Annotated in this window: 23 protein-coding genes and 1 pseudogene; 16 read left to right on the top strand and 8 right to left on the bottom strand. The window is 43.2% G+C overall.

Annotated elements, in window-relative coordinates; translation table 11 throughout:
• Nucleotides 1–68 precede the first annotated feature (68 nt).
• The 4 genes from lolA (at nt 69) to prfA (ending at nt 4,825) form a co-directional block, all read left to right on the top strand.
• On the top strand, nt 69–689 hold the full coding sequence (gene lolA / locus L4F93_RS11690) for an outer membrane lipoprotein chaperone LolA (protein WP_250350400.1): 621 nt from the start codon (nt 69–71) through the stop codon (nt 687–689).
• A gap of 89 nt (nt 690–778) precedes the next feature.
• Nucleotides 779–2,128: a replication-associated recombination protein A gene (locus L4F93_RS11685; RefSeq protein WP_250350399.1), complete on the top strand. Its 1,350-nt coding sequence runs from the start codon at nt 779–781 to the stop codon at nt 2,126–2,128.
• Nucleotides 2,129–2,201: 73 nt separating this feature from the next.
• Nucleotides 2,202–3,491, top strand: coding sequence for a serine--tRNA ligase (serS, locus tag L4F93_RS11680; RefSeq protein ID WP_250350398.1), 1,290 nt, complete (start codon nt 2,202–2,204; stop codon nt 3,489–3,491).
• 251 nt (nt 3,492–3,742) lie between these two features.
• A complete protein-coding gene (gene prfA, locus L4F93_RS11675; protein WP_250350397.1) occupies nt 3,743–4,825 on the top strand; it encodes a peptide chain release factor 1 in 1,083 nt (360 codons plus the stop codon).
• Nucleotides 4,826–4,900: 75 nt separating this feature from the next.
• On the opposite strand, the gene prmB is transcribed toward prfA, so the two are convergent.
• Together prmB and purE are read right to left on the bottom strand one after the other, a co-directional pair.
• Entirely contained in the window at nt 4,901–5,839 is a 939-nt protein-coding gene (gene prmB, locus L4F93_RS11670) for a 50S ribosomal protein L3 N(5)-glutamine methyltransferase (protein WP_250350396.1), read from the bottom strand.
• Nucleotides 5,840–6,018: 179 nt separating this feature from the next.
• Nucleotides 6,019–6,516, bottom strand: a complete 498-nt coding sequence (gene purE, locus L4F93_RS11665) for a 5-(carboxyamino)imidazole ribonucleotide mutase (RefSeq protein WP_250350395.1) — start codon at nt 6,514–6,516, stop codon at nt 6,019–6,021.
• Nucleotides 6,517–6,768: 252 nt separating this feature from the next.
• On the opposite strand from purE, the gene pepN reads away from it, so the two are divergent.
• The 5 genes from pepN to tyrA all read left to right on the top strand — a co-directional run bounded on the left by pepN (nt 6,769) and on the right by tyrA (nt 13,787).
• Nucleotides 6,769–9,378, top strand: coding sequence for an aminopeptidase N (pepN, locus tag L4F93_RS11660; protein ID WP_250350394.1), 2,610 nt, complete (start codon nt 6,769–6,771; stop codon nt 9,376–9,378).
• 73 nt (nt 9,379–9,451) lie between these two features.
• Nucleotides 9,452–10,468: a quinone-dependent dihydroorotate dehydrogenase gene (gene pyrD, locus L4F93_RS11655; RefSeq protein WP_250351700.1), complete on the top strand. Its 1,017-nt coding sequence runs from the start codon at nt 9,452–9,454 to the stop codon at nt 10,466–10,468.
• A 159-nt stretch (nt 10,469–10,627) separates the two neighbouring features.
• Nucleotides 10,628–11,464 (top strand): RNase RNM, encoded by an 837-nt coding sequence (rnm, locus tag L4F93_RS11650; RefSeq protein ID WP_250350393.1) that lies wholly within the window; start codon nt 10,628–10,630, stop codon nt 11,462–11,464.
• Between the two features lie 104 nt (nt 11,465–11,568).
• Nucleotides 11,569–12,633, top strand: a complete 1,065-nt coding sequence (locus L4F93_RS11645) for a 3-deoxy-7-phosphoheptulonate synthase (protein ID WP_250350392.1) — start codon at nt 11,569–11,571, stop codon at nt 12,631–12,633.
• A gap of 29 nt (nt 12,634–12,662) precedes the next feature.
• A complete protein-coding gene (tyrA, locus tag L4F93_RS11640; protein ID WP_250350391.1) occupies nt 12,663–13,787 on the top strand; it encodes a bifunctional chorismate mutase/prephenate dehydrogenase in 1,125 nt (374 codons plus the stop codon).
• Between the two features lie 217 nt (nt 13,788–14,004).
• Here tyrA and rarD read toward each other — a convergent pair whose 3' ends face one another.
• Both rarD and L4F93_RS11630 read right to left on the bottom strand, forming a co-directional pair.
• On the bottom strand, nt 14,005–14,880 hold the full coding sequence (gene rarD, locus L4F93_RS11635; protein ID WP_250350390.1) for an EamA family transporter RarD: 876 nt from the start codon (nt 14,878–14,880) through the stop codon (nt 14,005–14,007).
• Between the two features lie 212 nt (nt 14,881–15,092).
• Nucleotides 15,093–16,634: a carboxylesterase/lipase family protein gene (locus L4F93_RS11630; protein WP_250350389.1), complete on the bottom strand. Its 1,542-nt coding sequence runs from the start codon at nt 16,632–16,634 to the stop codon at nt 15,093–15,095.
• A 139-nt stretch (nt 16,635–16,773) separates the two neighbouring features.
• Here L4F93_RS11630 and L4F93_RS11625 point away from each other — a divergent pair, with 139 nt between their 5' ends.
• Nucleotides 16,774–17,640 carry a LysR family transcriptional regulator gene (locus tag L4F93_RS11625; RefSeq protein ID WP_250350388.1) on the top strand — a complete coding sequence of 289 codons (867 nt, stop codon included), beginning with the start codon at nt 16,774–16,776 and terminating at the stop codon, nt 17,638–17,640.
• Between the two features lie 97 nt (nt 17,641–17,737).
• On the opposite strand, the gene L4F93_RS11620 is transcribed toward L4F93_RS11625, so the two are convergent.
• Nucleotides 17,738–17,932 carry a hypothetical protein gene (locus L4F93_RS11620; protein ID WP_250350387.1) on the bottom strand — a complete coding sequence of 65 codons (195 nt, stop codon included), beginning with the start codon at nt 17,930–17,932 and terminating at the stop codon, nt 17,738–17,740.
• A gap of 291 nt (nt 17,933–18,223) precedes the next feature.
• On the opposite strand from L4F93_RS11620, the gene L4F93_RS11615 reads away from it, so the two are divergent.
• The 5 genes from L4F93_RS11615 (at nt 18,224) to L4F93_RS11590 (ending at nt 21,297) form a co-directional block, all read left to right on the top strand.
• Entirely contained in the window at nt 18,224–18,535 is a 312-nt protein-coding gene (locus L4F93_RS11615; RefSeq protein WP_265762003.1) for an ArsR/SmtB family transcription factor, read from the top strand.
• Nucleotides 18,536–18,590: 55 nt separating this feature from the next.
• Nucleotides 18,591–19,049 (top strand): nuclear transport factor 2 family protein, encoded by a 459-nt coding sequence (locus L4F93_RS11610; RefSeq protein ID WP_250350385.1) that lies wholly within the window; start codon nt 18,591–18,593, stop codon nt 19,047–19,049.
• Complete coding sequence (locus L4F93_RS11605) at nt 19,042–19,413, top strand: nuclear transport factor 2 family protein (RefSeq protein ID WP_250350384.1); 372 nt, start codon at nt 19,042–19,044, stop codon at nt 19,411–19,413. Before L4F93_RS11610 ends, L4F93_RS11605 begins: the two co-directional genes overlap by 8 nt.
• A gap of 109 nt (nt 19,414–19,522) precedes the next feature.
• Nucleotides 19,523–20,734 (top strand): NADH:flavin oxidoreductase/NADH oxidase family protein, encoded by a 1,212-nt coding sequence (locus L4F93_RS11600; protein WP_250351699.1) that lies wholly within the window; start codon nt 19,523–19,525, stop codon nt 20,732–20,734.
• A 401-nt stretch (nt 20,735–21,135) separates the two neighbouring features.
• Nucleotides 21,136–21,297 carry a hypothetical protein gene (locus tag L4F93_RS11590; protein ID WP_250351720.1) on the top strand — a complete coding sequence of 54 codons (162 nt, stop codon included), beginning with the start codon at nt 21,136–21,138 and terminating at the stop codon, nt 21,295–21,297.
• 49 nt (nt 21,298–21,346) lie between these two features.
• Here the strand turns inward: L4F93_RS11590 and L4F93_RS11585 are convergent.
• From L4F93_RS11585 to L4F93_RS11580, 3 genes and pseudogenes are all read right to left on the bottom strand, one after another.
• Nucleotides 21,347–21,628, bottom strand: a pseudogene (locus L4F93_RS11585) (carboxylesterase family protein); the annotation flags it as partial.
• Between the two features lie 68 nt (nt 21,629–21,696).
• A complete protein-coding gene (locus tag L4F93_RS12475; RefSeq protein ID WP_442780718.1) occupies nt 21,697–22,035 on the bottom strand; it encodes a transposase in 339 nt (112 codons plus the stop codon).
• A 228-nt stretch (nt 22,036–22,263) separates the two neighbouring features.
• Nucleotides 22,264–23,034 (bottom strand): AraC family transcriptional regulator, encoded by a 771-nt coding sequence (locus L4F93_RS11580; RefSeq protein ID WP_250350383.1) that lies wholly within the window; start codon nt 23,032–23,034, stop codon nt 22,264–22,266.
• A 168-nt stretch (nt 23,035–23,202) separates the two neighbouring features.
• Between L4F93_RS11580 and L4F93_RS11575 the strand changes: the two genes are divergently transcribed.
• The gene (locus tag L4F93_RS11575; RefSeq protein ID WP_250350382.1) at nt 23,203–24,519 is read left to right on the top strand and encodes an MFS transporter; all 1,317 of its coding nucleotides are present in this window, start codon (nt 23,203–23,205) and stop codon (nt 24,517–24,519) included.
• Nucleotides 24,520–24,526: the final 7 nt, after the last annotated feature.

Here is a 24,526-nt window from a genome sequence, read left to right as displayed (position 1 = left end):
CAAATGGGACATTTGATTGTCTGATTAACACAATGATTTCCCATTATTTTAGAATGTAAGGAACATTTATGAAAAAAATGGCAGCAAAAATGACCGCACTTATGTGTTTAGGATTAAGCCAATTGGCTTGGGCAGATGCGGTGAGTGAATTACAAATGCGTCTTAACAAAGTGGATGTATTAAGTGCCGATTATGTACAGAAAGTGAGTGATGCGAAAGGCAAAGAAATTCAACAAGGGCAAGGCAAACTTCGTATTAAACGGCCAAATTTATTTAGAATGGATAATCAATCTCCGCAAGAAAGCCAGATTGTATCAGACGGCAAAACCCTGTGGTTCTACGACCCTTTTGTGCAACAGGTTACTGCAAATTGGGTGTCTGATGCAGTGAATAATACGCCATTTGTGTTGCTTACTAGCAATGATCAGGGGCAATGGAAAAAATATACGGTGGTGCAATCTGCAGATACCTTTACCCTTAAACCGAAATCAGCGAAAAGCAATATTAAGCAATTCACTATTCGCATTGATACTGATGGCGTGCTGAAAAATTTCAGTACGACAGAGCGTGATGGGCAAACCAATTTATACTTATTGCGTAATATCACCAATCAACCGTTAGCGGATAATTTATTTAAATTTACTGTGCCGAAAGGGGCAGAATTAGACGATCAACGTAAGAAAAAATAACCGCACTTTATTCAAGGCTAAATTTCGATTTAGCCTTATTCTTTTTTAACTCATTGAAAAACCAATATTATTTAGCTGAGAATATACCAATGTCGAATCTTGCTTTTGATTTTGCTGAAAATGATTTTCGTCCTCTTGCTGCGAGAATGCGCCCCACTCACTTAGACGAGTATTACGGACAAAGCCACTTAGTTGGTGCGGGTAAGCCATTACGTAAAGCCATTGAAGCAGGGCATATTCACTCAATGATTTTATGGGGGCCTCCCGGCACAGGCAAAACCACCTTAGCAGAAATTATCGCACAGCGAATTAATGCGGAAGTGGAGCGTATTTCGGCGGTAACGGGTGGGGTGAAGGAAATTCGTGAAGCGATTGAACGGGCGAAACAAAATCGCCTAGCTGGGCAACGCACGATTTTATTTGTAGACGAAGTACACCGTTTCAATAAAAGCCAGCAAGATGCTTTTCTGCCTTACATTGAAGATGGTACGGTAATTTTTATTGGTGCAACCACAGAAAATCCCTCTTTTGAACTCAATAATGCCTTGCTTTCAAGGGCGCGCGTGTATGTGCTGAAATCATTAACCTCACAAGAAATTGTAGCGGTTTTACAGCGTGCCATTGAGGATAAAGAAAAAGGGCTGGGCAATTTGCATTTAACCTTAGAAGAAAATTTGTTGTCAATGTTGGCAGATTATGTCAATGGTGATGCTCGCCTTGCACTCAATAGTCTTGAATTAATGGTGGATATGGCGGAAGAAGAAAAAAATAGCAAATTTTTACACCGCACTTTATTAACGGAAGTGTTGGGCGAACGCCAAGCCCGTTTTGATAAACAAGGCGATCGTTTCTATGATCTGATTTCGGCATTGCATAAATCTGTGCGAGGTTCCGCACCTGATGCGGCGTTGTATTGGTTCGCACGGATTTTAACCGCAGGCGGTGATCCGCTATATGTTGCAAGACGTTTACTTGCCATTGCTTCTGAAGATATCGGCAATGCTGATCCTCGAGCAATGCAAGTGGCAATTGCTGCGTGGGATTGCTTCACGCGTGTTGGCGCGGCGGAAGGTGAAAGAGCCATTGCTCAAGCGATTGTCTATTTAGCCGTAGCACCGAAAAGTAATGCCGTGTATCAAGCCTTCAAGACAGCCAAAAAGCACGCCTTAGAAAGCCCTGATTATGATGTGCCAGAACATCTACGCAACGCGCCTACGCATTTGATGAAAACGTTAGGCTATGGGGCAGAATATCGCTATGCGCATAATGAAGAAAATGCTTATGCGGCAGGTGAAAACTATTTCCCTGAACCGTTGAAAGATACTCAGTATTATTTCCCAGTGGCAAGAGGAATGGAAATTCAAATTGGAGAAAAATTGGCACGATTACGTCAATTAGATCAACAAAGTACAAATATCCGTTATAAATCGAGTAAGTAGCCTAGTTTATTTTTCTTATCCGATCTAAAATAGAACCGTTTTTTGAGCATATTTATTTTCTAAAGGTAACAAAATGATCGATGCAAATTTATTACGCAATAATCTTGCCGAAGTGGCTGAAAAATTAAAACTAAGACGTGGCTTTGAGTTAGATGTTGCACGTATTACAGAATTAGAAGAGCAACGCAAAGCCTTACAGGTTAAAACCGAAACCTTACAAGCAGAGCGTAATGCCCGTTCAAAAGCCATTGGAGCAGCCAAAGCTCGTGGTGAAGACATTGAGCCATTGTTGGCGGAAGTGGACAATATGGGCATTGAATTAAGTATGGCAAAAAGCCAACTTGATGACGTGCAAGCGGATCTACAAGAAATTGCCCTCAGCATTCCCAATATTCCAGCCGATGAAGTACCACTTGGTCAGGATGAAAATGATAATGTGGAAATTGCTCGCTGGGGTGAGCCAAGAACCTTTGATTTTGAAGTGAAAGATCACGTTACCTTAGGTGAACATTTACAAGGGCTAGATTTTGCAGCGGGAGTAAAATTAAGCGGGGCGCGCTTTGTGGTGATGAAAGGACAAATCGCCAAAATGCACCGTGCGTTAGCGCAATTTATGCTGGATTTACACACGGAACAACACGGTTATAGCGAAACCTATGTGCCTTATTTAGTGAATCACACCACCCTCTATGGCACCGGGCAGTTGCCAAAATTTGGTGAAGATTTATTCCACACCAACCCACTAGAAGGGGAGCAACCTTACGCCTTAATTCCAACCGCCGAAGTACCAGTAACCAATCTAGTACGTGATGAGATTTTAGAACAAGCCCAATTACCCATTAAAATGACGGCTCATACCCCTTGCTTCCGTTCTGAAGCGGGATCTTACGGGCGTGATACACGCGGTTTGATCCGTATGCATCAATTCGACAAAGTAGAAATGGTGCAAATTGTTGAGCCTGAAAAATCAATGGAAGCCTTAGAAGAACTCACCAGCCACGCTGAAAAAGTGTTGCAGTTGTTAAATTTACCTTATCGTAAAGTCTTATTATGTACTGGTGATATGGGCTTTGGCTCAGCAAAAACCTATGATTTAGAAGTTTGGGTACCAGCCCAAAATACCTACCGCGAAATTTCTTCTTGCTCAAATATGTGGGATTTCCAAGCACGCCGTATGCAAGCACGTTATCGTGTGAAAGGGGAGAAAAAGCCACGTCTTGTTCACACCCTAAATGGTTCAGGCTTAGCTGTTGGTCGTACACTTGTTGCTGTGCTAGAAAACTACCAAAATGCTGATGGCAGCATCACTGTGCCAGAGGTGTTACGTCCATATATGGGCGGATTGGATGTGATTGGCAAATAATCTCACCCTAAAAAGACGACTTTACTAATCTGTATCTCAAACGCTGAGTTAAGCTCAAGAACTTGAGGTACAGATTTTTTATATTTAAACAAAGCCAATACTTAAATGCTCAAATTATTAAGTGCGGTGCAAAATGGGCAAATTTTTCTTTAGATATAAATACGCCGATCTTTGTTTATTGCTATAAATTTTAACCGAAATCGTGCTAGAATAGTCGCCGTTTTTTGTCAGTGGATTTTATAGGTTAACAAATGAAACCCTCTATTATCAGTAAATTAGATAGTTTAAATGAACGCCACGAAGAGTTAGAAGCCTTGCTTGGCGATGCCTCAGTAATTAGTGATCAAGAAAAATTTCGTGCTTATTCTAAAGAATATGCACAACTCGAAGATGTGGTGAAATGCTTTGCACGTTGGAAACAGTTAAACAGCAATATAGAAGAAGCAGAATTATTGCTTGATGATCCAAGTATGCGTGAAATGGCACAAGAAGAAATTGAAGAATGCCAAGCTGAAATCGAGCAAGTAGAAGCGCAATTGCAAATTTTATTACTACCAAAAGATCCGAACGATGAATACAACTGCTATTTAGAAATTCGCGCAGGAACAGGGGGCGATGAAGCTGGGATCTTTGCGGGTGATTTATTCCGTATGTATAGCCGCTATGCAGAAAGTAAACGTTGGCGTGTGGAAATGCTCAGTGCAAATGAAAGCGAACAGGGCGGTTATAAAGAAGTGATCGTAAAAATCAGTGGCGAAAACGTGTATGGTCAGCTTAAATTTGAATCTGGTGGGCATCGTGTACAACGTGTACCGAAAACCGAATCACAAGGTCGAATTCATACCTCTGCTTGTACAGTGGCAGTAATGCCAGAATTGCCAGAAAGTGAATTGCCAGAAATTAACCCAGCGGATTTACGTATTGATACTTATCGTTCATCAGGGGCTGGAGGACAGCACGTCAATACGACTGATTCAGCAGTACGAATCACCCATATTCCAACAGGTATCGTGGTGGAGTGCCAAGACGAGCGTTCACAGCATAAAAACAAAGCCAAAGCAATGTCGGTGCTTGCTTCTCGTATTGTTCAAGTGGAACAAGAAAAATTAGCTGCAGAACAAGCAGATACAAGGCGTAATTTATTAGGTTCAGGAGATCGTTCCGATAAAATTCGTACCTATAACTACCCGCAAGGTCGTGTTACGGATCACCGTATTAACCTGACGATTTATCGTTTAGATGAAGTGATGAATGGCAAAATTGATGAATTAATTCAACCAATTATTACCGAATATCAAGCCGATCAGCTTGCGGCATTGTCAGATCAAGGCTAACTAGCGAAGCAAGAAAATACAAGTGCGGTGGGAAATGGCTATTTTTTCCACCGCACTTATTTTTTTAGGAAATAATTAAGCGCGATTTAATTCAACCAGTTGTTTTTTTGTTAATGCAAAAACGCCTAATCCGCCATTTTTTAGCGCTAACCACTGGAATGGTGCGTGAGGGAATTGCTCAATTAAATGGATCATACTATTTCCCACCTCACACACTAATACCCCGTCATCTGCCAGATAATCAGCGGCAGATTTTAAAATTTGTTTCGTAATCTCTAATCCATCAACGCCAGAGCCTAGTGCCATTTCTGGTTCGTGACGATATTCTTCAGGCATTTCATCAAGATCTTCTTTATCCACATAAGGTGGGTTGGTCACGATAAGATCGTATTTATCTTGAGGAAGATGAGTAAACAGATCGGATTGAATTGGGAAGACGCGATCACTGAGATTGTGGTGCATAATATTGATTTCCGCCACATCTAAAGCATCAGTGGAAAGATCAATCGCATCGACTTCCGCCTCTGGGAATTGGCTTGCGCAGGCAATCGCAATACAGCCACTGCCTGTACACATATCTAAAATTCGTTGTGGGGCTTTGGTGAGCAACCCTGCAAAGCGTTCTTCAATTAAAGCGCTAATAGGGGAGCGAGGTACGATCACGCGTTCATCCACATAAAATTCTAATCCACAAAACCACGCGCGGTTGGTTAAATAGGCAACCGGAATACGTTGCTCAATGCGTGCCAAAATCAGTTCTAACAAATTTGCTTTTTCGCCTTGTGTTAAACGGCTGTCATAAAGCTCCGTAGGTAAATCAGGCGGAAGCTGTAATGTGGTTAATACGAGTTGCTGCGCTTCGTCCCAAGCGTTGTCATAACCGTGTCCATAATATAAATCAGAGCGATTAAAGGTACTGTATGTCCAACGTAGGAAATCTTTTAGAGTGTGAAGTGAATGTGTCACGTTATCTGCAAGAATTTGTTGAATGAGTTCTTGGTTAAAGGCTGTCATCAATGTTTTCCAATTCAAAAAGAATAAATTTAAAGTGGTTAATGATACATTAATCAATGAGCTAAGTCAGCTGAAGAGAGCAAAGAAAATAGATGGCGTGACAGTAATAAAGTGCGGTAGTATTTCAGTTTGTTTTTTATTAAAAACGCGCAAAATTTTGACCGCACTTTTTTTGCCTCTTAATCGCGCGGATCGGGGTTATCCAACACGGTTTGTGTTTGATTTTGACGGAATTGCTGTAAGCGTGTGGCAAGTTCAGGGTTAAAACGAGCTAAGATTTGTGCTGCTAATAACCCAGCATTCGCTGCCCCCGCCGCACCAATGGCTAATGTCCCAACAGGAATGCCTTTTGGCATTTGTACGATAGAGTAAAGACTATCCACGCCATTTAAGGTTGCACTTTTTACTGGAACGCCCAACACGGGAACAAGGGTTTTGGCGGCGATCATTCCGGGCAAATGAGCCGCACCGCCAGCCCCCGCAATAATCACTTTGTAACCATTCTTTTCGGCGTTTTCAGCAAATTGAAATAATTTATCTGGGGTACGGTGAGCTGAAACAATTTCAATATGATGAGGCACGTTAAGCTCTGTGAGAATTTGAGCGGCTTCTTGCATTGTCGCCCAATCACTTTTTGATCCCATTACAATTGCAATTTCAGCGATTTGGTTTGGCATAGTTTTTCCTATTCATAAAAAATTAACTGAACTAGAATAGCATAGCTTACGCTTTATAGGCAAACGATTGCTTTGTTTGCTTGATTGACCAAAAATTAGCAAGATAACCTAATTAAGTGAACATAGCGTGGCTTGTTTTCCTTGCAACTTTGGGCTAAAAATCTTATCCTAGCAACAATTTTTCTACCCTAATCTTAATAAAGATTTCATATTGGATAACCTTCTTAAAAACAAGCATACTAGGTGTCATATATGCAGACAAAAGCTAAATACAGAAAAGATTATCGCTCGCCAGATTTTACCGTAACGGATATTTTCTTGGATTTTCAATTAGATCCAGAAAAAACTGTGGTAACAGCGAAAAGCCAATATCAGCGACTAAATTCGGCGGCAACACAATTACGTTTAGACGGGCATAGTTTTCAATTTGCAGAAATTCGTTTAAATGGTGAAGATTTTAAGAAATATCAACAAGATAGTGAAGGGTTAAGCTTAGATCTGACGCATCTTAACGTTGAGCAATTTGAATTAGAAATTATTACCTATCTTAATCCAGCGGAAAACACCTCTTTGCAGGGCTTATATCAATCAGGAAATGCCCTTTGTACGCAATGCGAGGCTGAAGGATTTCGTCAAATTACCTATATGCTCGATCGTCCTGATGTGCTAGCGCGTTATACTACCAAAATCACTGCCGAGAAAGCAAAATACCCTTATTTATTATCTAATGGCAATCGTATTGCCAGCGGTGAGCTAGATAATGGTTTCCATTGGGTGGAATGGCAAGATCCTTTCCCTAAACCGAGCTATTTGTTTGCCTTAGTGGCAGGGGATTTTGATGTTTTGCAAGATACCTTTACCACACAAAGCGGACGCGAAGTGAAACTTGAGCTTTATGTGGATCGGGGCAATTTAAACCGTGCCGATTGGGCAATGCAAAGCCTGAAAAAATCAATGAAATGGGATGAAGAGCGTTTCGGGCTAGAGTACGATTTAGATATTTATATGATCGTTGCGGTAGATTTCTTCAATATGGGGGCAATGGAAAACAAAGGCTTAAATATTTTCAATGATAAATTTGTATTGGCCAATCCACAAACCGCGACCGATGAAGATTATTTAGCCATTGAAAGCGTGATTGCTCACGAATATTTCCATAACTGGACGGGCAACCGTGTTACTTGTCGTGATTGGTTTCAGCTTAGCTTAAAAGAAGGTTTAACGGTGTTTCGTGATCAAGAGTTTTCCTCTGATACCGGCTCTCGGGCGGTAAATCGGATTAATAATGTGAAATTCTTGCGTACCGTGCAATTTGCTGAAGATGCAAGCCCAATGTCGCATCCAATTCGCCCAGAAAAAGTGATTGAAATGAATAATTTCTATACGGTAACCGTCTATGAAAAAGGGGCAGAAGTGATTCGTATGTTGCATACCTTGCTAGGGGAACAAGGTTTCCAAGCGGGAATGCGAGAATATATTTCACAAAATGATGGCAAAGCGGCGACTTGTGAAGATTTTGTGCTGGCAATGGAAAAAGCGAACGGCATCGATCTCAGTCAGTTCCGCCGTTGGTATAGTCAATCAGGCACGCCAGAACTCACTATTAGTGATAGCTATGATGAACGTTCTCATACCTATCGTTTGCAAGTATCACAACACACGCCAGCAACCACCGATCAAATGGATAAAGTGAATTTACATATTCCATTGAAAATCGCCCTTTATGATGAGCAAGGAATTGCACAATCTTTGCAATATTATGGCGAAGTCGTGAGTGATGTGTTAGATGTCACAGAACAGACGCAAACCTTTGAATTTCATAATATTTATTCACGCCCTGTGCCTGCCTTATTATGTGATTTTTCTGCGCCAGTGCGTTTAGATTATGATTACAGCACCAAACAGTTGATTACCTTATTGAAGTTTGCGAAAAATGATTTTATCCGTTGGGATGCAGCGCAAATGTTGTTTAGTAACGAGTTACGTCGTAACTTATCACAATACCAGCAAGGGCAACCACTTGAATTTTCAGAAGAAATTCTTACCGCACTAGGTCAAGTATTAGAAAATCATCAGAAAGATCCAGAATTAACCACGTTAATTCTTACCTTACCGAAAGAAACCGAATTTGCCGAGCTGTTTAAAACCATTGATCCTGAAGGCATTGCCGTAGTGCGTGAGTTTATGCTGCGTACCTTAGCAGAATATTTGAAGTCAGAGTTATTCCGCATTTATCAGCATATTCATTTGGAAGATTATCGCGTGGTTCAGCAAGACATTGCCTTGCGTGCTTTGCGTAATCTCTGCCTAAATTATTTGGCATATACCCATTTAGGCAATAATTTGGTGTATAAGCACTATGTGAATGCAAATAATATGACAGATTGTTTGGCGGCGTTATCAGTAGCAACGAAAGCACAGCTACCTTGCCGTGATGAGTTATTGGCTGATTTTGAACAAAAATGGCAGCACGATGGCTTAGTGATGGATAAATGGTTTGCCTTGCAAGCAACACGACCTGATACTGATGTGCTACAAATTGTGGTGCAACTGATGGATCACCCAAGTTTTAATTTTAATAATCCAAATCGTGTGCGTGCTTTAGTGGGCAGTTTTGCAGGACAAAATCCACGCGCTTTCCACGCCACAGATGGGGCAGGTTATCGTTTCTTAACGGATATTTTAATTCGTTTAAACGACACCAATCCGCAAGTTGCCTCAAGATTAATTGAGCCATTGATTCGCTTTAAACGTTATGATGCACAGCGTCAAACCTTGATGAAACGTGCCTTAGAACGCTTGAGTGAAGTGGAAAATCTCTCTAAGGATTTATTTGAAAAAATCGAAAAAGCCTTACAATAATCCAACCAAAGTGCGGTTAAAAATGACCGCACTTTTTTACAGTTTAACTATCCAGTGAGATAAACGAGTGAATATATATCCTTTAATCCGAAAAGCACTTTTCAGCCTTGATGCTGAAAATGCCCACAATTTAACGATCCAGCTATTAAAACTTGCTGGTAAACCTGCCTTATATCCGCTGGTTAAAGCGTTGTTCGCTTACCCACAAGGTAATGAAAAAACGGTTATGGGGATTAAATTTAAAAATCCTATTGGGCTAGCCGCTGGCGCAGATAAAAATGCTGAAGCCATTGATGGCTTTGGTGCAATGGGATTTGGTTTTATTGAAGTCGGCACTGTTACCCCTTTAGGGCAAGAGGGCAATCCTAAACCTCGTCAATTTCGCTTAATTGAGGAAGAGGGTATTATTAATCGTAACGGCTTTAATAATCAGGGCATTGATGCGGTGATTGAAAATGTCAAGAAAGCACGCTTTGATGGCGTGATCGGGATTAATATTGGCAAAAATAAACGCACTCCCATTGAACGCGGTAAAGAAGATTATCTTTATTGTTTGAACAAAGCCTATAATTATGCCGACTATATTACAGTGAATATTTCCTCGCCCAACACGCCAGATTTACGCCAGTTACAATATGGTGAAGCGTTAGACGATTTATTGCAAAGTATTAAAGCCCGTCAGCATATTTTGGCGAACCAATATAATAAATATGTACCAATTGCGGTAAAAATTGCACCAGATTTAACCGAATCTGAATTGGTACAAATTGCAGATGCGTTACGACGTCACAAGGTTGATGGGGTTATTGCAACGAACACCACCATTGCTCGCGACAGTGTGCAAGGTTCAAAAAATGCCAATGAAATCGGTGGGTTAAGTGGAAAACCATTACAGCAAAAAAGTACGCAAATCATCGCTCGTTTATATCAAGAATTAAAAGATGATATTCCGATTATCGGCAGTGGTGGCATAAACAGTGTTGCTAGCGCACAAGAAAAAATGGCGGCAGGTGCGCAATTATTGCAAGTGTACTCAGGCTTGATTTATCAGGGTCCTAGATTAATCAAAGAACTAGTAACCCATTTTTAATGGATATATAACCTGAAAAGGCTTGAGAAGCAGCCTTGAAATAGCAATAAATGAAACAGAGATAAGGGCGGGCGAATGTCCGTCTTTATTTTTATCTTTTTAACTTAAAGCGGAAAAATCACAAAAAAAAGTACCGCACTTTTTTATTTAGGAACAACAATGCAAAAGATTTACGATTTACATTGTCATAGCACGGCATCCGATGGGGTATTAAGCCCTAAAGAGGTCGTGCAACGCGCTTATGACAATCAGGTTTCCGTGTTGGCGTTAACTGATCACGATAGCGTTGCAGGTTTAACGGAGGCACAAGAACAGGCCGATTTATTAGGTATTACGCTGATTAATGGGGTGGAAATTTCGACGCAATGGGAAAATCGCGCTATTCATATTGTGGGATTGGATTTTGATAAAAATCACGAAAAAATGACCGCACTTTTGCAACAGCAAGCAGAAAAACGCTTAGCAAGAGCAATGGAAATTGGCGAGAAATTAGCAAAATTAGGAATAGAAAATGCTTTTGACGGGGCAAAGCGCTTCACTCAAGGCGAAGTAACCCGCGCGCATTATGCCCGCTATTTAGTGGAAATAGGTAAGGTTTCTCATATTAATCAGGCTTTCAAACGTTATCTTGGGCAAGGCAAATCTGCTTATGTCAAAGCGGAATGGGTGGATATTCCTAGTGCGATTGAAATTATTCACCAAGCGGGCGGAATGGCGGTGTTAGCGCATCCTCTGCGTTATACTTTAACCACCAAATGGCTCAAAAAACTGATTACAGATTTTGCCCAAAGCGGTGGTGATGCAATTGAGGTTTCGGGTTGTGGGCAAACGAAAGATCAACGATTATTGCTGGCACGTTGGGCGCTTGAACAAGGTTTACTTGGGTCTGTTGGGTCAGATTTCCATTTTCCTTGTGGCTGGATTGAATTAGGACGATCTCTTGAATTGCCGGAAAACGTGCCACCTATTTGGCAAAAATTTCGCACCATTTTGTAAATTCCGTGTAAAACAAGTTGAATTTCTCTTAGTTTAAGTGTAATTTATGTGTTACGTATGTTGTATATAAAAATTTACACCCTGAGGGTGGGTAGGAAAGAAAAATGAACCACGTAAATCACAAAGATAGCATTCATAATGTGAATATTGTTAATGAAAAAGTGCTAATTACACCACACGAACTGAAAGAAAAATTGCCATTACCGCAACATTTATCTCATCAAATTGAGCAATCGCGGGCGGATATTGCGAATATTATTCATAAAAAAGATAATCGTTTATTAGTGGTGATCGGACCCTGTTCCATTCACGATCCCCTTTCTGCCTTGGATTACGCAAAACGATTGAAAGCCTTGTCAGATGAATTAAAAGATCAGCTTTACATTGTGATGCGTGTGTATTTTGAAAAACCACGTACGACTGTCGGCTGGAAAGGATTAATCAATGATCCGAAAATTGACGGTAGTTTTGATGTGGAACACGGATTGCATATTGCACGCCAATTATTGTTAGAGCTGGCAGAAATGGGCTTACCGCTTGCTACTGAAGCCCTTGATCCTATCACACCACAATATATGGCGGATTTATTTAGCTGGTCGGCTATTGGGGCAAGAACCACAGAATCACAAACACACCGTGAATTGGCATCAGGCTTGTCAATGGCGGTAGGTTTCAAAAATGGCACAGATGGTAGCATTGCAACAGCTATTAATGCAATGAAGGCTTCGGCAATGGGGCATAGTTTCATTGGAATCAACCAACAAGGGCAGGTAAATTTACTCAACACGGCAGGTAATCCAAACGGACATATTATTCTGCGTGGCGGTAAAGTGCCAAATTATCAAGCCGAATTTATTCAACAAGCCGAACAAGAATTGCAAAAAGCTGGCTTAGCACCGGCAATTATGGTGGATTGTAGTCACGGTAATTCCAATAAAGATTATCGTCGTCAGCCAATTGTGGCGCAAGACGTTACGCAGCAAATTGTCAATGGCAACCAATCAATTATAGGCGTGATGCTAGAAAGCCATATCAACGCAGGTAATCAAAGTGCGGAACAGCCGATAAGTGAAATGCAATACGGCGTATCCATTACCGATGCTTGTATTGATTGGGGAACGAGTGAAAAATTATTACGCCAAATGGCACAAGCCTTGAGCGAGAAATAACTAAACTGTAAAGAAATAAGGACAACAATGTGGACGCCCTAAAAGCACTGCGTACAGAAATTGATACACTAGATCAAGAATTATTGCAATTATTCGCAAAACGGTTGGCATTGGTAAAAAAAGTGGGAGAAATAAAACATCAACAAGGTTTACCTATTTATGTACCAAATCGTGAAGCTGAAATGTTGCAAGCAAGACGACAAGAAGCAGAAAAACTTGGTGTACCGCCTGATTTAATCGAAGATGTACTACGCCGTTTAATGCGAGAATCTTACACCAGAGAAAATCAATTTGGTTTTAAAACCGTTAATCCAAACATTAAAAAAATTGTTATTGTTGGCGGAAACGGAAAGCTAGGCGGATTATTCGGGCGTTATCTACAACTTTCTGGCTATCAAGTTGAAAATTTAGGGCGAAATGATTGGGACCAAGCAGATGAGATTCTATCGGGCGCAGATGTAGTTATTGTCTCTGTACCCATCGTAAACACAGTAGAAACCATCGAACACCTTGCCCCTTATTTAACCGAAAATATGCTACTCACCGATCTCACATCGGTGAAAAAAGCCCCGCTAGCTAAAATGCTAGAAGTGCATAAGGGGGCAGTAGTGGGCTTGCACCCAATGTTCGGACCAGATATTGCAAGTATGGCAAAACAAGTTGTTGTGCGTTGTGATGGGCGTTATCCTGAGCGCTATCAATGGCTGTTAGATCAAATCAGCATTTGGGGCGCGAAGATTTATCAAGTGGATGCGGCAGAACACGATCAAAGTATGACTTATATTCAAGCTTTACGCCATTTTGCTACCTTCGCCAATGGGCTACATTTATCCAAACAACCCGTGGAATTAGCCAAATTATTAGCATTATCTTCCCCAATTTACCGCTTAGAATTAGCTATGATCGGGCGTCTATTCGCTCAAGATGGGGCATTATATGCCGATATTATTATGGATAAACCCGAAAACCTTGAAGTGATCGAAAGCCTAAAACAAAGTTATGAAGAAAGTCTCACTTTTTTTGAAAACGGCGATAAACAAGGTTTTATCAACGCATTTGAAAAAGTGCGTGATTGGTTTGGCGATTATTCAGAACAATTTCTTAAAGAAAGTCGTCAATTATTACAACAAGCGAATGACTATCGACATCAGTAAATTACAGATTTACATCGCATTATCGACTTTCAACATTGGCTTCGAATGAGCAGACGTTCTCTGCTCATTCTCATATTTAATCATCTTGCCAAATATTGTGGAATTTTCGGAACACGTGAGATCATAAGTGCGGTGTAAAATAAGGCCATTTTTTATTTTTAACCTGAGTGGTTAAGAAAAAACCAACTCCAACACTCAGGTCAAAAAGTTTTATCTTTTAACCATTTTTCTCCGATTCTTCCTTACCCCCTTCCGCACTCACCAAGAAAATCGCAAGCCATATCAGGGCAAAAGCGGCAAGTTTTGCACCGCCGACAGGTTCGTGATAGACAAAGACGGCAAGCATCAGCACAAGCGAGGGCGTGAGGTATTGCAGCATGGCAAGGGTGTTGAGCGGCAGACGTAAGGCGGCAAGGTTAAAGGTGATGAGCGGTACAAAGGTCAGCACACCGCACAAAAAGAGCAAAAAGCCCGTTAAATCAAAAGCAAAATGGGTCGGATAATAGGCAAGATAGCCCAAGGCAAAGGGCAGCATCAGCGTGGTTTCCACCAGTAATCCTGCCATCGCCCCGACAGCGGCTTTTTTACGCAAAGTGGCGTAAAGTGCGGTAAAAACCGCCAAACAAACGGCAATCCACGGCAAGTTGCCTGCCAAAAAGATTTCTAGGGCAACGGCGAGAATAGCCAGCACAAAGGCGGTTTTGCCCACAGGGCTTAAGCGTTCGCCAAACAGCCAAAAGCCCAGCACCATCTGCACAATGGGGGCGATGAAGTTGCCAAGGGCGGCATCGGCCATTCTGTCCGTTATGATGGCATAAATATAAATGCCCCAAGCAAGGGCAATGGTGCTGCCGCTCATCAAAAGCAGCAGCAAGCTGCGTTTGCTGCCGATAACGGTTTTGACGCTCTGCCACTGCCTGTTTAGGCTGATAAAAACAAGCAGCAGCAATAAAGAAAAGAGAATGCGAAAGACGATGATTTCTGCCGCCCCAACGCCTTGCAGCAGTTTAAAAACAAGCGGGGTTAAGCCCCAAATCAGCATGGTGATGAGGGCGTAGACCACTCCTGCTTTTTGTTCGTTTAAAGGGGTCATTTTTTATCCTTGTATTTTTATGAATGATTTTAGCGTGTCCGTGCCTTACTGATTAGCCCCTGATTTTGGATAGGGTTTATCGAAATTTTGCGGTAATGGATTTGTTTTTATGGTAAAAGTCAAAGAATCAGGCTGCCTGAAAACTCACCGTTTTTTGTTTTTCAGGCAGCTTTTGATTTGCTAAAGCACGATGCTTAAAAAAGCTAGCGGCATCAATAAATGCCTGTTTTGTCCCAAAAATCGCAATGATGCTGCGATAAGGCTTGCTCACGCATTTCGGCAGCAGGCAGTTTTAGCAGCAGATAGTTTTCTTTTTGGGCATCAAATTTCTGCCATTTGCTGTTTTCTGGGTTGGCTAAGGCTGTCCATAATTGCATCATCTCTTCTGAGAGTTTGTCTTGCAGCGGATTGAGCGTGGTTTTTAGGCCGCTGCCGCCGTGAAAGCCACGAAAGAGATAGGGCAGTTCATAGGTATGGCCAGCACCGATGGGAAAGGTAGCAGGCATCAGATAGCTGGGGGCTGTGCGGTCGGCAAAAACGTAGCCATAAGTGGGGGTGTAGCGTGAAGCCCAATGGTTCGCCTGATTGGCGACGCAGGCAAAAAAGGCAGAGGTGAATACATCGGCATAGGCTTCGGCAATGCTGTCATACTTTTCTGGCGGAAATTGTTGCATGACTTTTTGGGTGAGTGCTTTGCCTAGGGTTTGTTCAAGTGCGGCTTGATAGTTGGCTTTTGTCATGGGGTTGCCCGTTAGGTTTTCCATGAGACCTGCAAAAAATCTTCCTTCATTGCGTGTGATGCCATTGACCAGTGTTACACGGTTAAAGCGTCCATTTTTGATGGCATCGGCTGGGTGCTCTTGAAGAAAACTGCCGTCAATCATGCCTTGCTGCAACGCATTGCCCATATTTTGCTCGCTAAGAATCTTATGTAGTGGCAATTGACGCAGGCAATTTGCGGTGTCTTTTTGACAGCCGACTGCATCAACGAATTTTTGATTCATCGCTCTGGCTCTTTGCAGGGAAAAGGGGGCGAAAAAGACGGGTTCACGCAGCATACTGATACCGCCGCTCATAGAAATGGCGTGCTGAAATTTATTTTTGCTCCAAGGCGAAACAACCTGTGCCAATACGGCATTGCCGCCTGATGATTCACCAAAAATGGTGATATTTTTTGGGTTGCCGCCGAACTGGGCAATATTTTTTTGCACCCAATCTAAGGCAAGGCTTTGATCCATATAGCCGTAATTGCCAAAAGCGTGTCCCTCATTGTCTAAAGATGAATGGCTGAAAAATCCCAAGACGCCCAAGCGGTAGTTTAGGGTAACAACCACGGCATGGGCTTTTTTGGCAAGCTCGGACGGATTGTAGTCATCGCTGGCACCGACCAGCCACGCACCGCCATGAATCCAAAACAGCACGGGCAAATGATCATGAGCTTTCGCATCTTTTGGAGCAAAAACATTGATAAACAAACAATCTTCGCTACCGCCAGCTTTGCCGAAAGAGCCTAAATCGGTATTTTGCGGGCATTGTGCACCATATTTTGTGGCATCTTTGATGCCCTGCCAGTTTTTGGCTTTTTGCGGCGGCTGCCAACGCAGAGAACCGACAGGCGGCTCGGCATAAGGGATACCTTTATAAAACTGTACGCCATCTGCCAATCCGCCGTGTAATTTCCCATTTTCAATCTGTACCGTTTGTGCCATAGCCGCAGAAGTCATCACAAGACTGAGCATGGCGAATTTTTTCATGATTTTTTCATTACTGGGTTTCCTTAACCGTTTACGTATTGGCGTTATTATCGTTTTTTCTTCTTTGGCGGTACATTGGTATTTAATTATGCTAGTATTTGTTTAAGTTATACTAAAGTGATGAGGATAAGGTGAAGATATGGAGCTGACGCAGTTAAAACAATTTATCAAAGTGGCAGAATATGAGAGCCTAAGCGAGGCGGCAGCTGTTCTGCATATTTCACAGCCGGCACTTAGTGCCATGGTAAAGCGGCTTGAAGCAGAACTTGGCGTTATGCTCTTTGAGCGTAAAAAGAATGCCATCAAGCTTAATGAAATGGGCAGGAATGCCTTGGTGTATGCACAGGCGGTTGTGGCAAAAGCCGAGGAGATGAAGGCGTATTTTTTAGAACAGGCAGACGGTTTTTGCCATATCAAATTTGGCTTTTGCGATGCTGGCATTATGTGGTTTTTGTTACCAAAATTTTCTTTATTGCCAGAGCAGTATTCTGTAAAAACCAGCCGATTTGAATTTCTTAAAAAAGGTCAGGCAGAGCTGTGTTCAGGTCAGTATGATGTGGTTATCAGCAGTCAGAAGTTTGACGATGAATGCGATGGCAAAGCCATAGCCAGCCATTTTTTGCTGACCGATCGGGCATTATTGTCCGTCCCCAAAAATCATCCGCTTGCCAAACATACCAGCCTATCTTTAGAAGATATCCTTCCTTATAAAGTCTTGCAGTTAAATGTACAGGGGCATTTTTGGGGAAAAATCAGCCAGTATCTTGCCAAGCATCTGCCAAGTTTATTCATTGATTATGAAGATGATTTTATGACTTTTCAGCAACGGCTAATTGAGAGCGATTTTCTGTCTTTTTCCAGCCAATTGGCTCAGACTTACCGTGATGACGGAGATGGCCGTTTATTGATTCCGCTAAAAGATGAGGCATGCCAGATTGATTATTTTTTAAACTTTTTGACGGTCAAAGAAAAAAGACTAAAAAAACTGCTTGATTTGATTTTATAGCCGTCTTTAAGTTCAAAAAAGAGCAAAAGGCTGCCTGAAAGCAAAACTCAAGTTTTCAGGTAGCCTTTTTATTGGGAAAAGGGGATTAAAAGAGCGGTCAAAAATCTTCAAGGTTTTTATCCTGATTTGATGGGTTTTCGTTTTGATTTTTAAATGATTTTTCTAATAACTCGGGTGAAAATTCATAGTGAATAATACCGCTATTTAAAAGCGTATTTTTTTCAGGCTGCCTGAAAGCGTCAAAATAGCATTTTAAACCGCTCGATGCTTTGGCAAGTCTTAAAATCAGCATAAGAGAGCATTGGGGGAATGATTGCCAAAATGGCAGCTGTGCTGATTTTACCCAAAATTTTTATCGTGATGATGGTGCCGATTATCCAAAAAGGCTTGACCGTGCTGATGAATTAAGACATAATGCGTCCAAGTTTTTAAACCTATAAACAGAATATTATAGTCGCTTAAATTCAAACGAAGACAAGGCAAAGGCGACCGAAGTGTACAGATAGTACATGAGGGAGTCTTTAACGCTGTATTCGTTTGAATGTAAATGACTATACAAACAAAAAAGTTGCCCATCTGCCCTATGTCAGCCCAAACCAAAGCCATCTTAAAACAATGTATCCCCACTTTTTCCATTTTGGCGGACGAAAACCGCCACGAGATTTTGGATTTATTGATTATTCACGGCAAATTAAATGTCAATGAGCTTACCGAAAAAATCCATTTATCCCGTCCTGCGGTGTCGCACCATTTAAAGCTTATGCTTCAGGCGGGGCTGGTGCAGGTTACGCAAGTGGGCAAGGAGCGTTATTATTTTGCGACTTTGGAGGATTCTGCTCTTTTGTTAAAAGCACTGGTTGAGTCATTGCAAGCGCATTGTGGTTGGAGCGGATAGCTTACGGATAGGACGAATTTTTAGACTTCCCAAAGACTTTTTATAAGGAAAAATCATGAACCCTTTATTACAGCAATTATTAGACCGCCAAGCACTGCGTGATGTCGTTGATACCTTCTCTAATTTAGCGGACGAATGGCGGATTCACGAACAGGTTGTACAACTCTTTACCCCTGATGCGGTGGTCAATACGCACATCAATGGGCAATTGGTGTATGAAATGCAGGGACACGAAGAGATTGAGCGGGTTTTTACCGATTTTACCAAGCAGTTTGACACCATGTATCACGCAAACGGTCAGCATACGGTAACTTTTCACAGCGAAACTCATGCAAGTGCCGTCTTGTATTGCATGGTGAAATTGGCAAATGCTACCGAAATTCAAACCCATTCGGTGCGTTATCTTGATGATTTTATTAAACAAGATGATAAGTGGCTGATTAAAAAACGTGTGGCTCATTTTATGATAAGCGAAACACAAAGCAAATTAGCTTCAAAAAGCCCAAATGAATAACATGGCAATGACAGAACAAAGCCTGATTGAGCAAGTTTTTGATGACTATATGCAGGCGGTTATTAAGGTCGATATTGACACCCTTTATCGATTAACCGAAAGCGATTTTACGCTGACGCACGTTACAGGCACTGTGCAATCATTGGCGGATTATGTGCAATTCATTCAAGAAGGCACTTTTCATTATTACTCCTATCATAAGCAATTGAGTGAAATTACGGTTGATGGACAACATGCCAAGATGTATGTGCGTGGTAAAACAGATGCCAGCATTTATGGCATCAGAAAAGTGTGGAAAATCGGTCAAACGCTATCCTTAATCCATAATGGACAAGCGTGGAAAATCAGCAAAATTGTGGTGTAGCACTTTTCAGGCAGCCTGAAATGGCGTTAAGTCTTCAGGCTGTTTTATTTTTAACCTTATGGGTTTATATTCTTAAACCTATAAACTCTCTTACAAGGAAATCCAAGTGATGTTATTTGAATCTTTCACTTTTAAAAACGGCAAAACCGCCAAAAACCGCTTTTTTAAATCCGCAATGGAAGAGCAGCTTGCTGCCAACAACCATGTCAGCGGTCAATTGGTCAAACTCTACGACACTTGGGCAAAAGGCGGTGCAGGCATACTGGTTACGGGCAATGTGATGATTTGCCAGCAAGGCAAAGGTTCGCCAGATGATGTCGTGCAATCTGATGACGGCGATTTGCCAATGCTTAAAAAATGGGCAACAGCAGGCACGCAAGACAACACCCTGCTCATCATGCAAATCAACCACGCAGGCAAGCAATCGCCCAAAGCCCTAAACGCCGAACCTGTCGCCCCAAGTGCCGTGCCACTTAGCGGCATGGAGAGCTTTTTTAATCCACCCAGAGCTTTGACGATACCCGAAATTCATACCTTGATTGCCCAATTTGCCAAAACCGCCCAACTTGCCGAACAAGCAGGCTTTTCAGGCGTGCAGATTCATGCGGCACACGGCTATCTGATTAGCCAATTTTTATCGCCCCACCACAACCGCCGTGATGATGAATATGGCGGCAGTTTGGACAATCGTATGCGGTTTTTGGTCGCCATTTATCAAGCCATTCGGGCAGCGGTGCAGCCTGAATTTTTGGTGGGCGTGAAACTCAATTCCGCCGATTTTCAAAAAGGCGGCTTTGATGAGAGCGAATCTGTGCAGGTGATTGCCAAATTAAGTGAGCTTGGGATTGATTTTATTGAAGTTTCTGGCGGTAATTATGAAAGCCCTGTGATGCTGTCAAGCAAACCCAGTTCACAAAAACGCGAGGCCTATTTTTTGGATTACGCCCAAAAAGCACGCACGGTCAGCCAAGTGCCGCTGATTATTACAGGCGGATTTCGTTCGCAAAGTGCGATGAATGATGCACTAACAAGCGGTGAGCTCGATTTTGTCGGCGTGGCACGCCCGTTTGCGTTGGTGCCTGATTTACCCAATCAAATCCAAGCTGGAACATACCAAACCGTTGAACTTAAGCCCGTTGCCACAGGGGTTGCCAAAATTGATGAAAAAATGGGGTCGGTGCTGGAAATGGGCTGGTATATGTATCAAATGGCACGCATGGGCGTTGGGAAAAAGCCAGATCCAAACACATCGGCGTGGCGGATTTTGTGGCGGACGCTTTGGCAAAATGGCAAGGCGGGTTTAAAAAGCAGTCGGGTTTGATACTGCGGTTACTTTTTTTTAAATTTAAGCGGTTGAAAGGCTGCCTGAAAACTTAAAACCAGTATTTTCAGGTAGCCCTTTTTATGGAAAAGAGAATGAAAAGAGCGGTCAAAAATCTTTAAATTTTTATCGCCATTTTGTTTATTTTTGACTTTAATTTTTAAATGATTTTTCTACCCACTCGGGTGAAAATAAGTATCCCAAAAACCACCAGTTAAAAGCGTAGTTTTTCAATCAGGCTGCCTGAACATTTAAAACTTTCAGGCAGCCTTTTTATACCTTAGTTATTGTGTGGGCATTTTTTGTATCAGGGCTTGCAGTTTGCGGTCGTGGTGGTAGCGGACGCTTGGGTGGTCGCTAAAAATCATCACGGCACCGTTTTGTCTGGTGTAGGCAGACCAGTGTGGCAGCCCTTGGCTGTTTGGTTTGCCTGTTTTGGCGAAGTTTATCCACGCTTAGCTCATGAGGTCGGCGAGTTTTTGGGCGTTTTGGCCGTTGCCGTTGGCACTTGCGGTGCGGTCGGTGTTGTGCATCACAAAGGGAATTTCTGCGGTGTGGTGTGAGGGCGGCAACTCGTCGGGTGGCGGTTTGCGGCAGCAGGGTCATGCCCATTTTTTCTATGGCTCCGCTTTGGACGATGGCTTCGTGAAAGCGTCCTTGGGCGGCTTCTGTGCCCATGAGGGTGAGGACTGTGGCTCCGCCGCCTGATACGCCAAAGAGGGTGATGTTGTTTTCATCGCCACCAAAGTTTTTGATGTTTTTTTGTATGAAGTTGAGGGCAGCGATGAGGTCTTGTATGACTAGGTTGGCTGAGCCCGCGTAGGCTTTGCCGTAGGCGGAGAGGTCAAGGTAGCCAAGTATACCAACCAAACCTAAAAACCACCACAAATCCACATAAAATAAAAGAACAACCTATCAATACACTCCAATCGCCAATCTTGTCTTAATCTCTTAATCCAACTCTAAATTTGCTCAATGGGATTTAAATCAGGTGAGTAAGGTGGTAACCAAAGAATGTCATGTCTTTTGTTCGTGATTGTGTCTTGTATGTCTTGTCTTTTATGAAAGGTGGCATTGTCCATGACAATCACACTGTTTTTAGGTAACTTTGGTAGCAATACTTTTTCTACCCAAGATAAAAATACCTTGCTGTTAATACTGCATTCATAAAGACCTACAGCAAACAATTTGTTGTTATGGATCGCACCAATGGCATGGGTTTGGTTCTTGGCTTGCCAATGATAAATATCATAACATCTTTGGCTTTTATGGGTGTAAGCATAAGGTCTATAATCGCTTATTTTAAACCCACGTTCATCAAGATAGATAATGGGGCGATTGTTTTCTTGAAACTGTGTCAGTTGCTGGGTAAATGCTTGTCTTACTCCATTAAATGAATATGCTAGATGAGGCCATAATCCAAAGATAAGAGATATTATATATAAGTATATTTAACGGTTATTGATTATGTCTGATGTGTTTGGGGTATAAAAGACATAGGTAATGAGAAAGTGCGGCAATTTTTTCACTCAATTTTCATTACCTTTCGGATAAAAATACGCACTTGCGGTTTGTCCTGTGCATTGGCTCACCATAAAGGAAAACGCGCTTTGGCTGCGGTAGCCCAGCTCAAGGGCGATATGGGCGAGGGGCAGCTGTTGGGCGGCGAGTTCGGTGGCACGGGCGAGCAAGGCTTGTTGCCGCCACGCGTTGAAATGGCAGCCCAGCTCACGCTTAAACAAACGCTGCACCGTTGCTACGCTTGCCCCACAATCGTGCGCCCATTGTGCCAGCGGAATATCTAATCTCGGCGTTTGCAACACGGCTTCACACAGCTGACGCAAACGCTTGTCTTGTGGCAATCGCACGCCCAACGGCAAGGCGGGTGCGTTTTTTAACTCTTCACAAAATAAAGCAGACAACAAGTCGAAACGCCGTTTTTCAGACGGCTTTGACAGGGCAATCAAGACCTCACGCAACAAGGGCGGCACGCTCAGAGCGGTGCTGGGTACATCACGGTACAAATGGGCGGTAAACACCTGCGTGGCAGACAACACGTCCACCCGATGAGGCTCATTGGCGGCAATCCACACCGCCCGTTCAGGCGGCACGGTGAAACTCGCCTGCGGCGTAAACACACGAATCACGCCTTGTCGGGAATACACCAACTGCCCCCAAGCGTGTTGATGGCTCGCCACCGCCGTGCGGGGTTGATGATGGCGCTGTACCACACGAATGGGCATTTCTTCACTGGGTGCGTAAGGGGTATCGGGTAGCGGTTGAGCGAGTGTTTTTGCCATTTATTCGATAATTATTGCTATTTTGTCGAAAGTATAACAATTAAAAAAGGATTATGCTGATTTTGTTTGAAAAATCAATCAGTCAGCATTGTTGGCATTGACTGGTTGAGCCGATAAAACAGTTAAAAACATTGTGCCAAACAATATCCAAACAGACGAGGAAGAGTTATGCCATCTGAAACGATTATTTTTTCATTGCCCGAAAAACGTTTTTTAAATGCGTTGTTATTGGGCATTGTGTTGCCCTTAGCCGATGCAACAGCATTGAATACGGCATTGCCTGCGTTGGGCGTGAGTTTTCCTGCTGCCCCTTTGGCATGGTTGGTGGTGGCGTATTTGTTGGCAGCGGTGGCGGCTGTGCCGTTGTCGGCGGCGTTGGGGCAAGGCTTGGGCGAGGTGCGTTTGTGGCGTGCGTGTTTGCTATTGTTTGCCTTGAGTTCTGCAGTGGCGGCGGTGGCGAATAGTTTTGCGGTGTTGCTGGCGGCACGTGTGGGGCAAGGGGTGGCGGCGGGTTTGATGCAGCCGCTGTTGCAAACCTTGTGCGCTCGGGTGATGCCGTCTGAAAAATTACGCCCCGCACTCACCGCCTTAGCCGTGCCTGCGGTGATCGCCCCGATTGCCGCACCGCTGTTGGCTTCTGCCTTGTTGAAAGTGGGCAGTTGGCATTGGATTTTTGCCGTAAATGTGCCGCTGTGTGCGTGGGCGTTGGTGTGGAGCAGATGTATTCCCGCCTTGTCTGCCAACCCTGCTTGGGACTTTGATGGCTGGGGGTATGTGTGCCTCGCCCCAGCCTTAGTGTTGTTGGTGTATGCCGTGCAACAAGCGGCGTGGCAGCCTGAACCATTGATAGCTGGAGCGGTGGGATTGATGTTGGGCGGCTTGTTTGTGATACACGCCAAGCGTCAAGGTGAACGGGCATTGGTACGCCTCGATTTGCTTCGCCTCTCCGCCTTTCGCCGTGAACTGAGTTTGCTGTTTTGGGCAGCGTTCAATTACTACGGCGGTATTTTGCTGCTGCCAATCCTGTGGACGAACGCCCATCACGATGTGGCTTGGATTGGCATCTTGCTGGCAGCACACGGCATTGGTACGTTGATCGCACGCCGTTATTTGGAACGCCTCGCCCAGCGTTGGGGCGAACGCCGTCTATTAAGCCTTGCCGCTAGTGCAGTGTTGCTGTCGAGTTTGGCATTATTGTTCCCGCTGAATACCGCTTCAGCCTTGGCTTTAATGAGCTTGCGTGGCAGTGGCGTAGGGCTGTTGAGCATTATGCCAATGGCAGCCCTGTACCGCACCATCAACGCCGAACACCGCGCCCAAGCGAGCTTACTCAGCCGCCTCGCTACCCAATTCGCCGCCGCATTCGGCAGCGCCCTCGCCGCCCTTGCGGTGTCGCAGCCGATGGTTTCAATCGGATTATTTGCAGTGAGCGGCGTGCTGATGTGGGTGCAAATTTGGCAAGGTGAGAAAACGAAGGCTGCCTGAAAGCTAA

The sequence above is a fragment of the Avibacterium sp. 20-132 genome (assembly GCF_023611925.1).
In the GTDB taxonomy this organism is placed as follows: domain Bacteria; phylum Pseudomonadota; class Gammaproteobacteria; order Enterobacterales; family Pasteurellaceae; genus Avibacterium.
Note: the sequence above shows the minus strand (reverse complement) of the source record. Positions and strands in the feature narration are given on the sequence as shown.

What these genes read in the sequence shown, in the direction of transcription:
- lolA (WP_250350400.1), top strand. Translation starts at nt 69, where the DNA reads ATGAAAAAAATGGCAGCAAAAATGACCGCACTTATGTGTTTAGGATTA.
- L4F93_RS11685 (WP_250350399.1), top strand. Translation starts at nt 779, where the DNA reads ATGTCGAATCTTGCTTTTGATTTTGCTGAAAATGATTTTCGTCCTCTT.
- serS (WP_250350398.1), top strand. Translation starts at nt 2,202, where the DNA reads ATGATCGATGCAAATTTATTACGCAATAATCTTGCCGAAGTGGCTGAA.
- prfA (WP_250350397.1), top strand. Translation starts at nt 3,743, where the DNA reads ATGAAACCCTCTATTATCAGTAAATTAGATAGTTTAAATGAACGCCAC.
- prmB (WP_250350396.1), bottom strand. Translation starts at nt 5,839, where the DNA reads ATGACAGCCTTTAACCAAGAACTCATTCAACAAATTCTTGCAGATAAC.
- purE (WP_250350395.1), bottom strand. Translation starts at nt 6,516, where the DNA reads ATGCCAAACCAAATCGCTGAAATTGCAATTGTAATGGGATCAAAAAGT.
- pepN (WP_250350394.1), top strand. Translation starts at nt 6,769, where the DNA reads ATGCAGACAAAAGCTAAATACAGAAAAGATTATCGCTCGCCAGATTTT.
- rnm (WP_250350393.1), top strand. Translation starts at nt 10,628, where the DNA reads ATGCAAAAGATTTACGATTTACATTGTCATAGCACGGCATCCGATGGG.
- L4F93_RS11645 (WP_250350392.1), top strand. Translation starts at nt 11,569, where the DNA reads ATGAACCACGTAAATCACAAAGATAGCATTCATAATGTGAATATTGTT.
- rarD (WP_250350390.1), bottom strand. Translation starts at nt 14,880, where the DNA reads ATGACCCCTTTAAACGAACAAAAAGCAGGAGTGGTCTACGCCCTCATC.
- L4F93_RS11630 (WP_250350389.1), bottom strand. Translation starts at nt 16,634, where the DNA reads ATGAAAAAATTCGCCATGCTCAGTCTTGTGATGACTTCTGCGGCTATG.
- L4F93_RS11625 (WP_250350388.1), top strand. Translation starts at nt 16,774, where the DNA reads ATGGAGCTGACGCAGTTAAAACAATTTATCAAAGTGGCAGAATATGAG.
- L4F93_RS11620 (WP_250350387.1), bottom strand. Translation starts at nt 17,932, where the DNA reads ATGCTGATTTTAAGACTTGCCAAAGCATCGAGCGGTTTAAAATGCTAT.
- L4F93_RS11615 (WP_265762003.1), top strand. Translation starts at nt 18,224, where the DNA reads ATGTCAGCCCAAACCAAAGCCATCTTAAAACAATGTATCCCCACTTTT.
- L4F93_RS11610 (WP_250350385.1), top strand. Translation starts at nt 18,591, where the DNA reads ATGAACCCTTTATTACAGCAATTATTAGACCGCCAAGCACTGCGTGAT.
- L4F93_RS11605 (WP_250350384.1), top strand. Translation starts at nt 19,042, where the DNA reads ATGAATAACATGGCAATGACAGAACAAAGCCTGATTGAGCAAGTTTTT.
- L4F93_RS11600 (WP_250351699.1), top strand. Translation starts at nt 19,523, where the DNA reads ATGTTATTTGAATCTTTCACTTTTAAAAACGGCAAAACCGCCAAAAAC.
- L4F93_RS11580 (WP_250350383.1), bottom strand. Translation starts at nt 23,034, where the DNA reads ATGGCAAAAACACTCGCTCAACCGCTACCCGATACCCCTTACGCACCC.
- L4F93_RS11575 (WP_250350382.1), top strand. Translation starts at nt 23,203, where the DNA reads ATGCCATCTGAAACGATTATTTTTTCATTGCCCGAAAAACGTTTTTTA.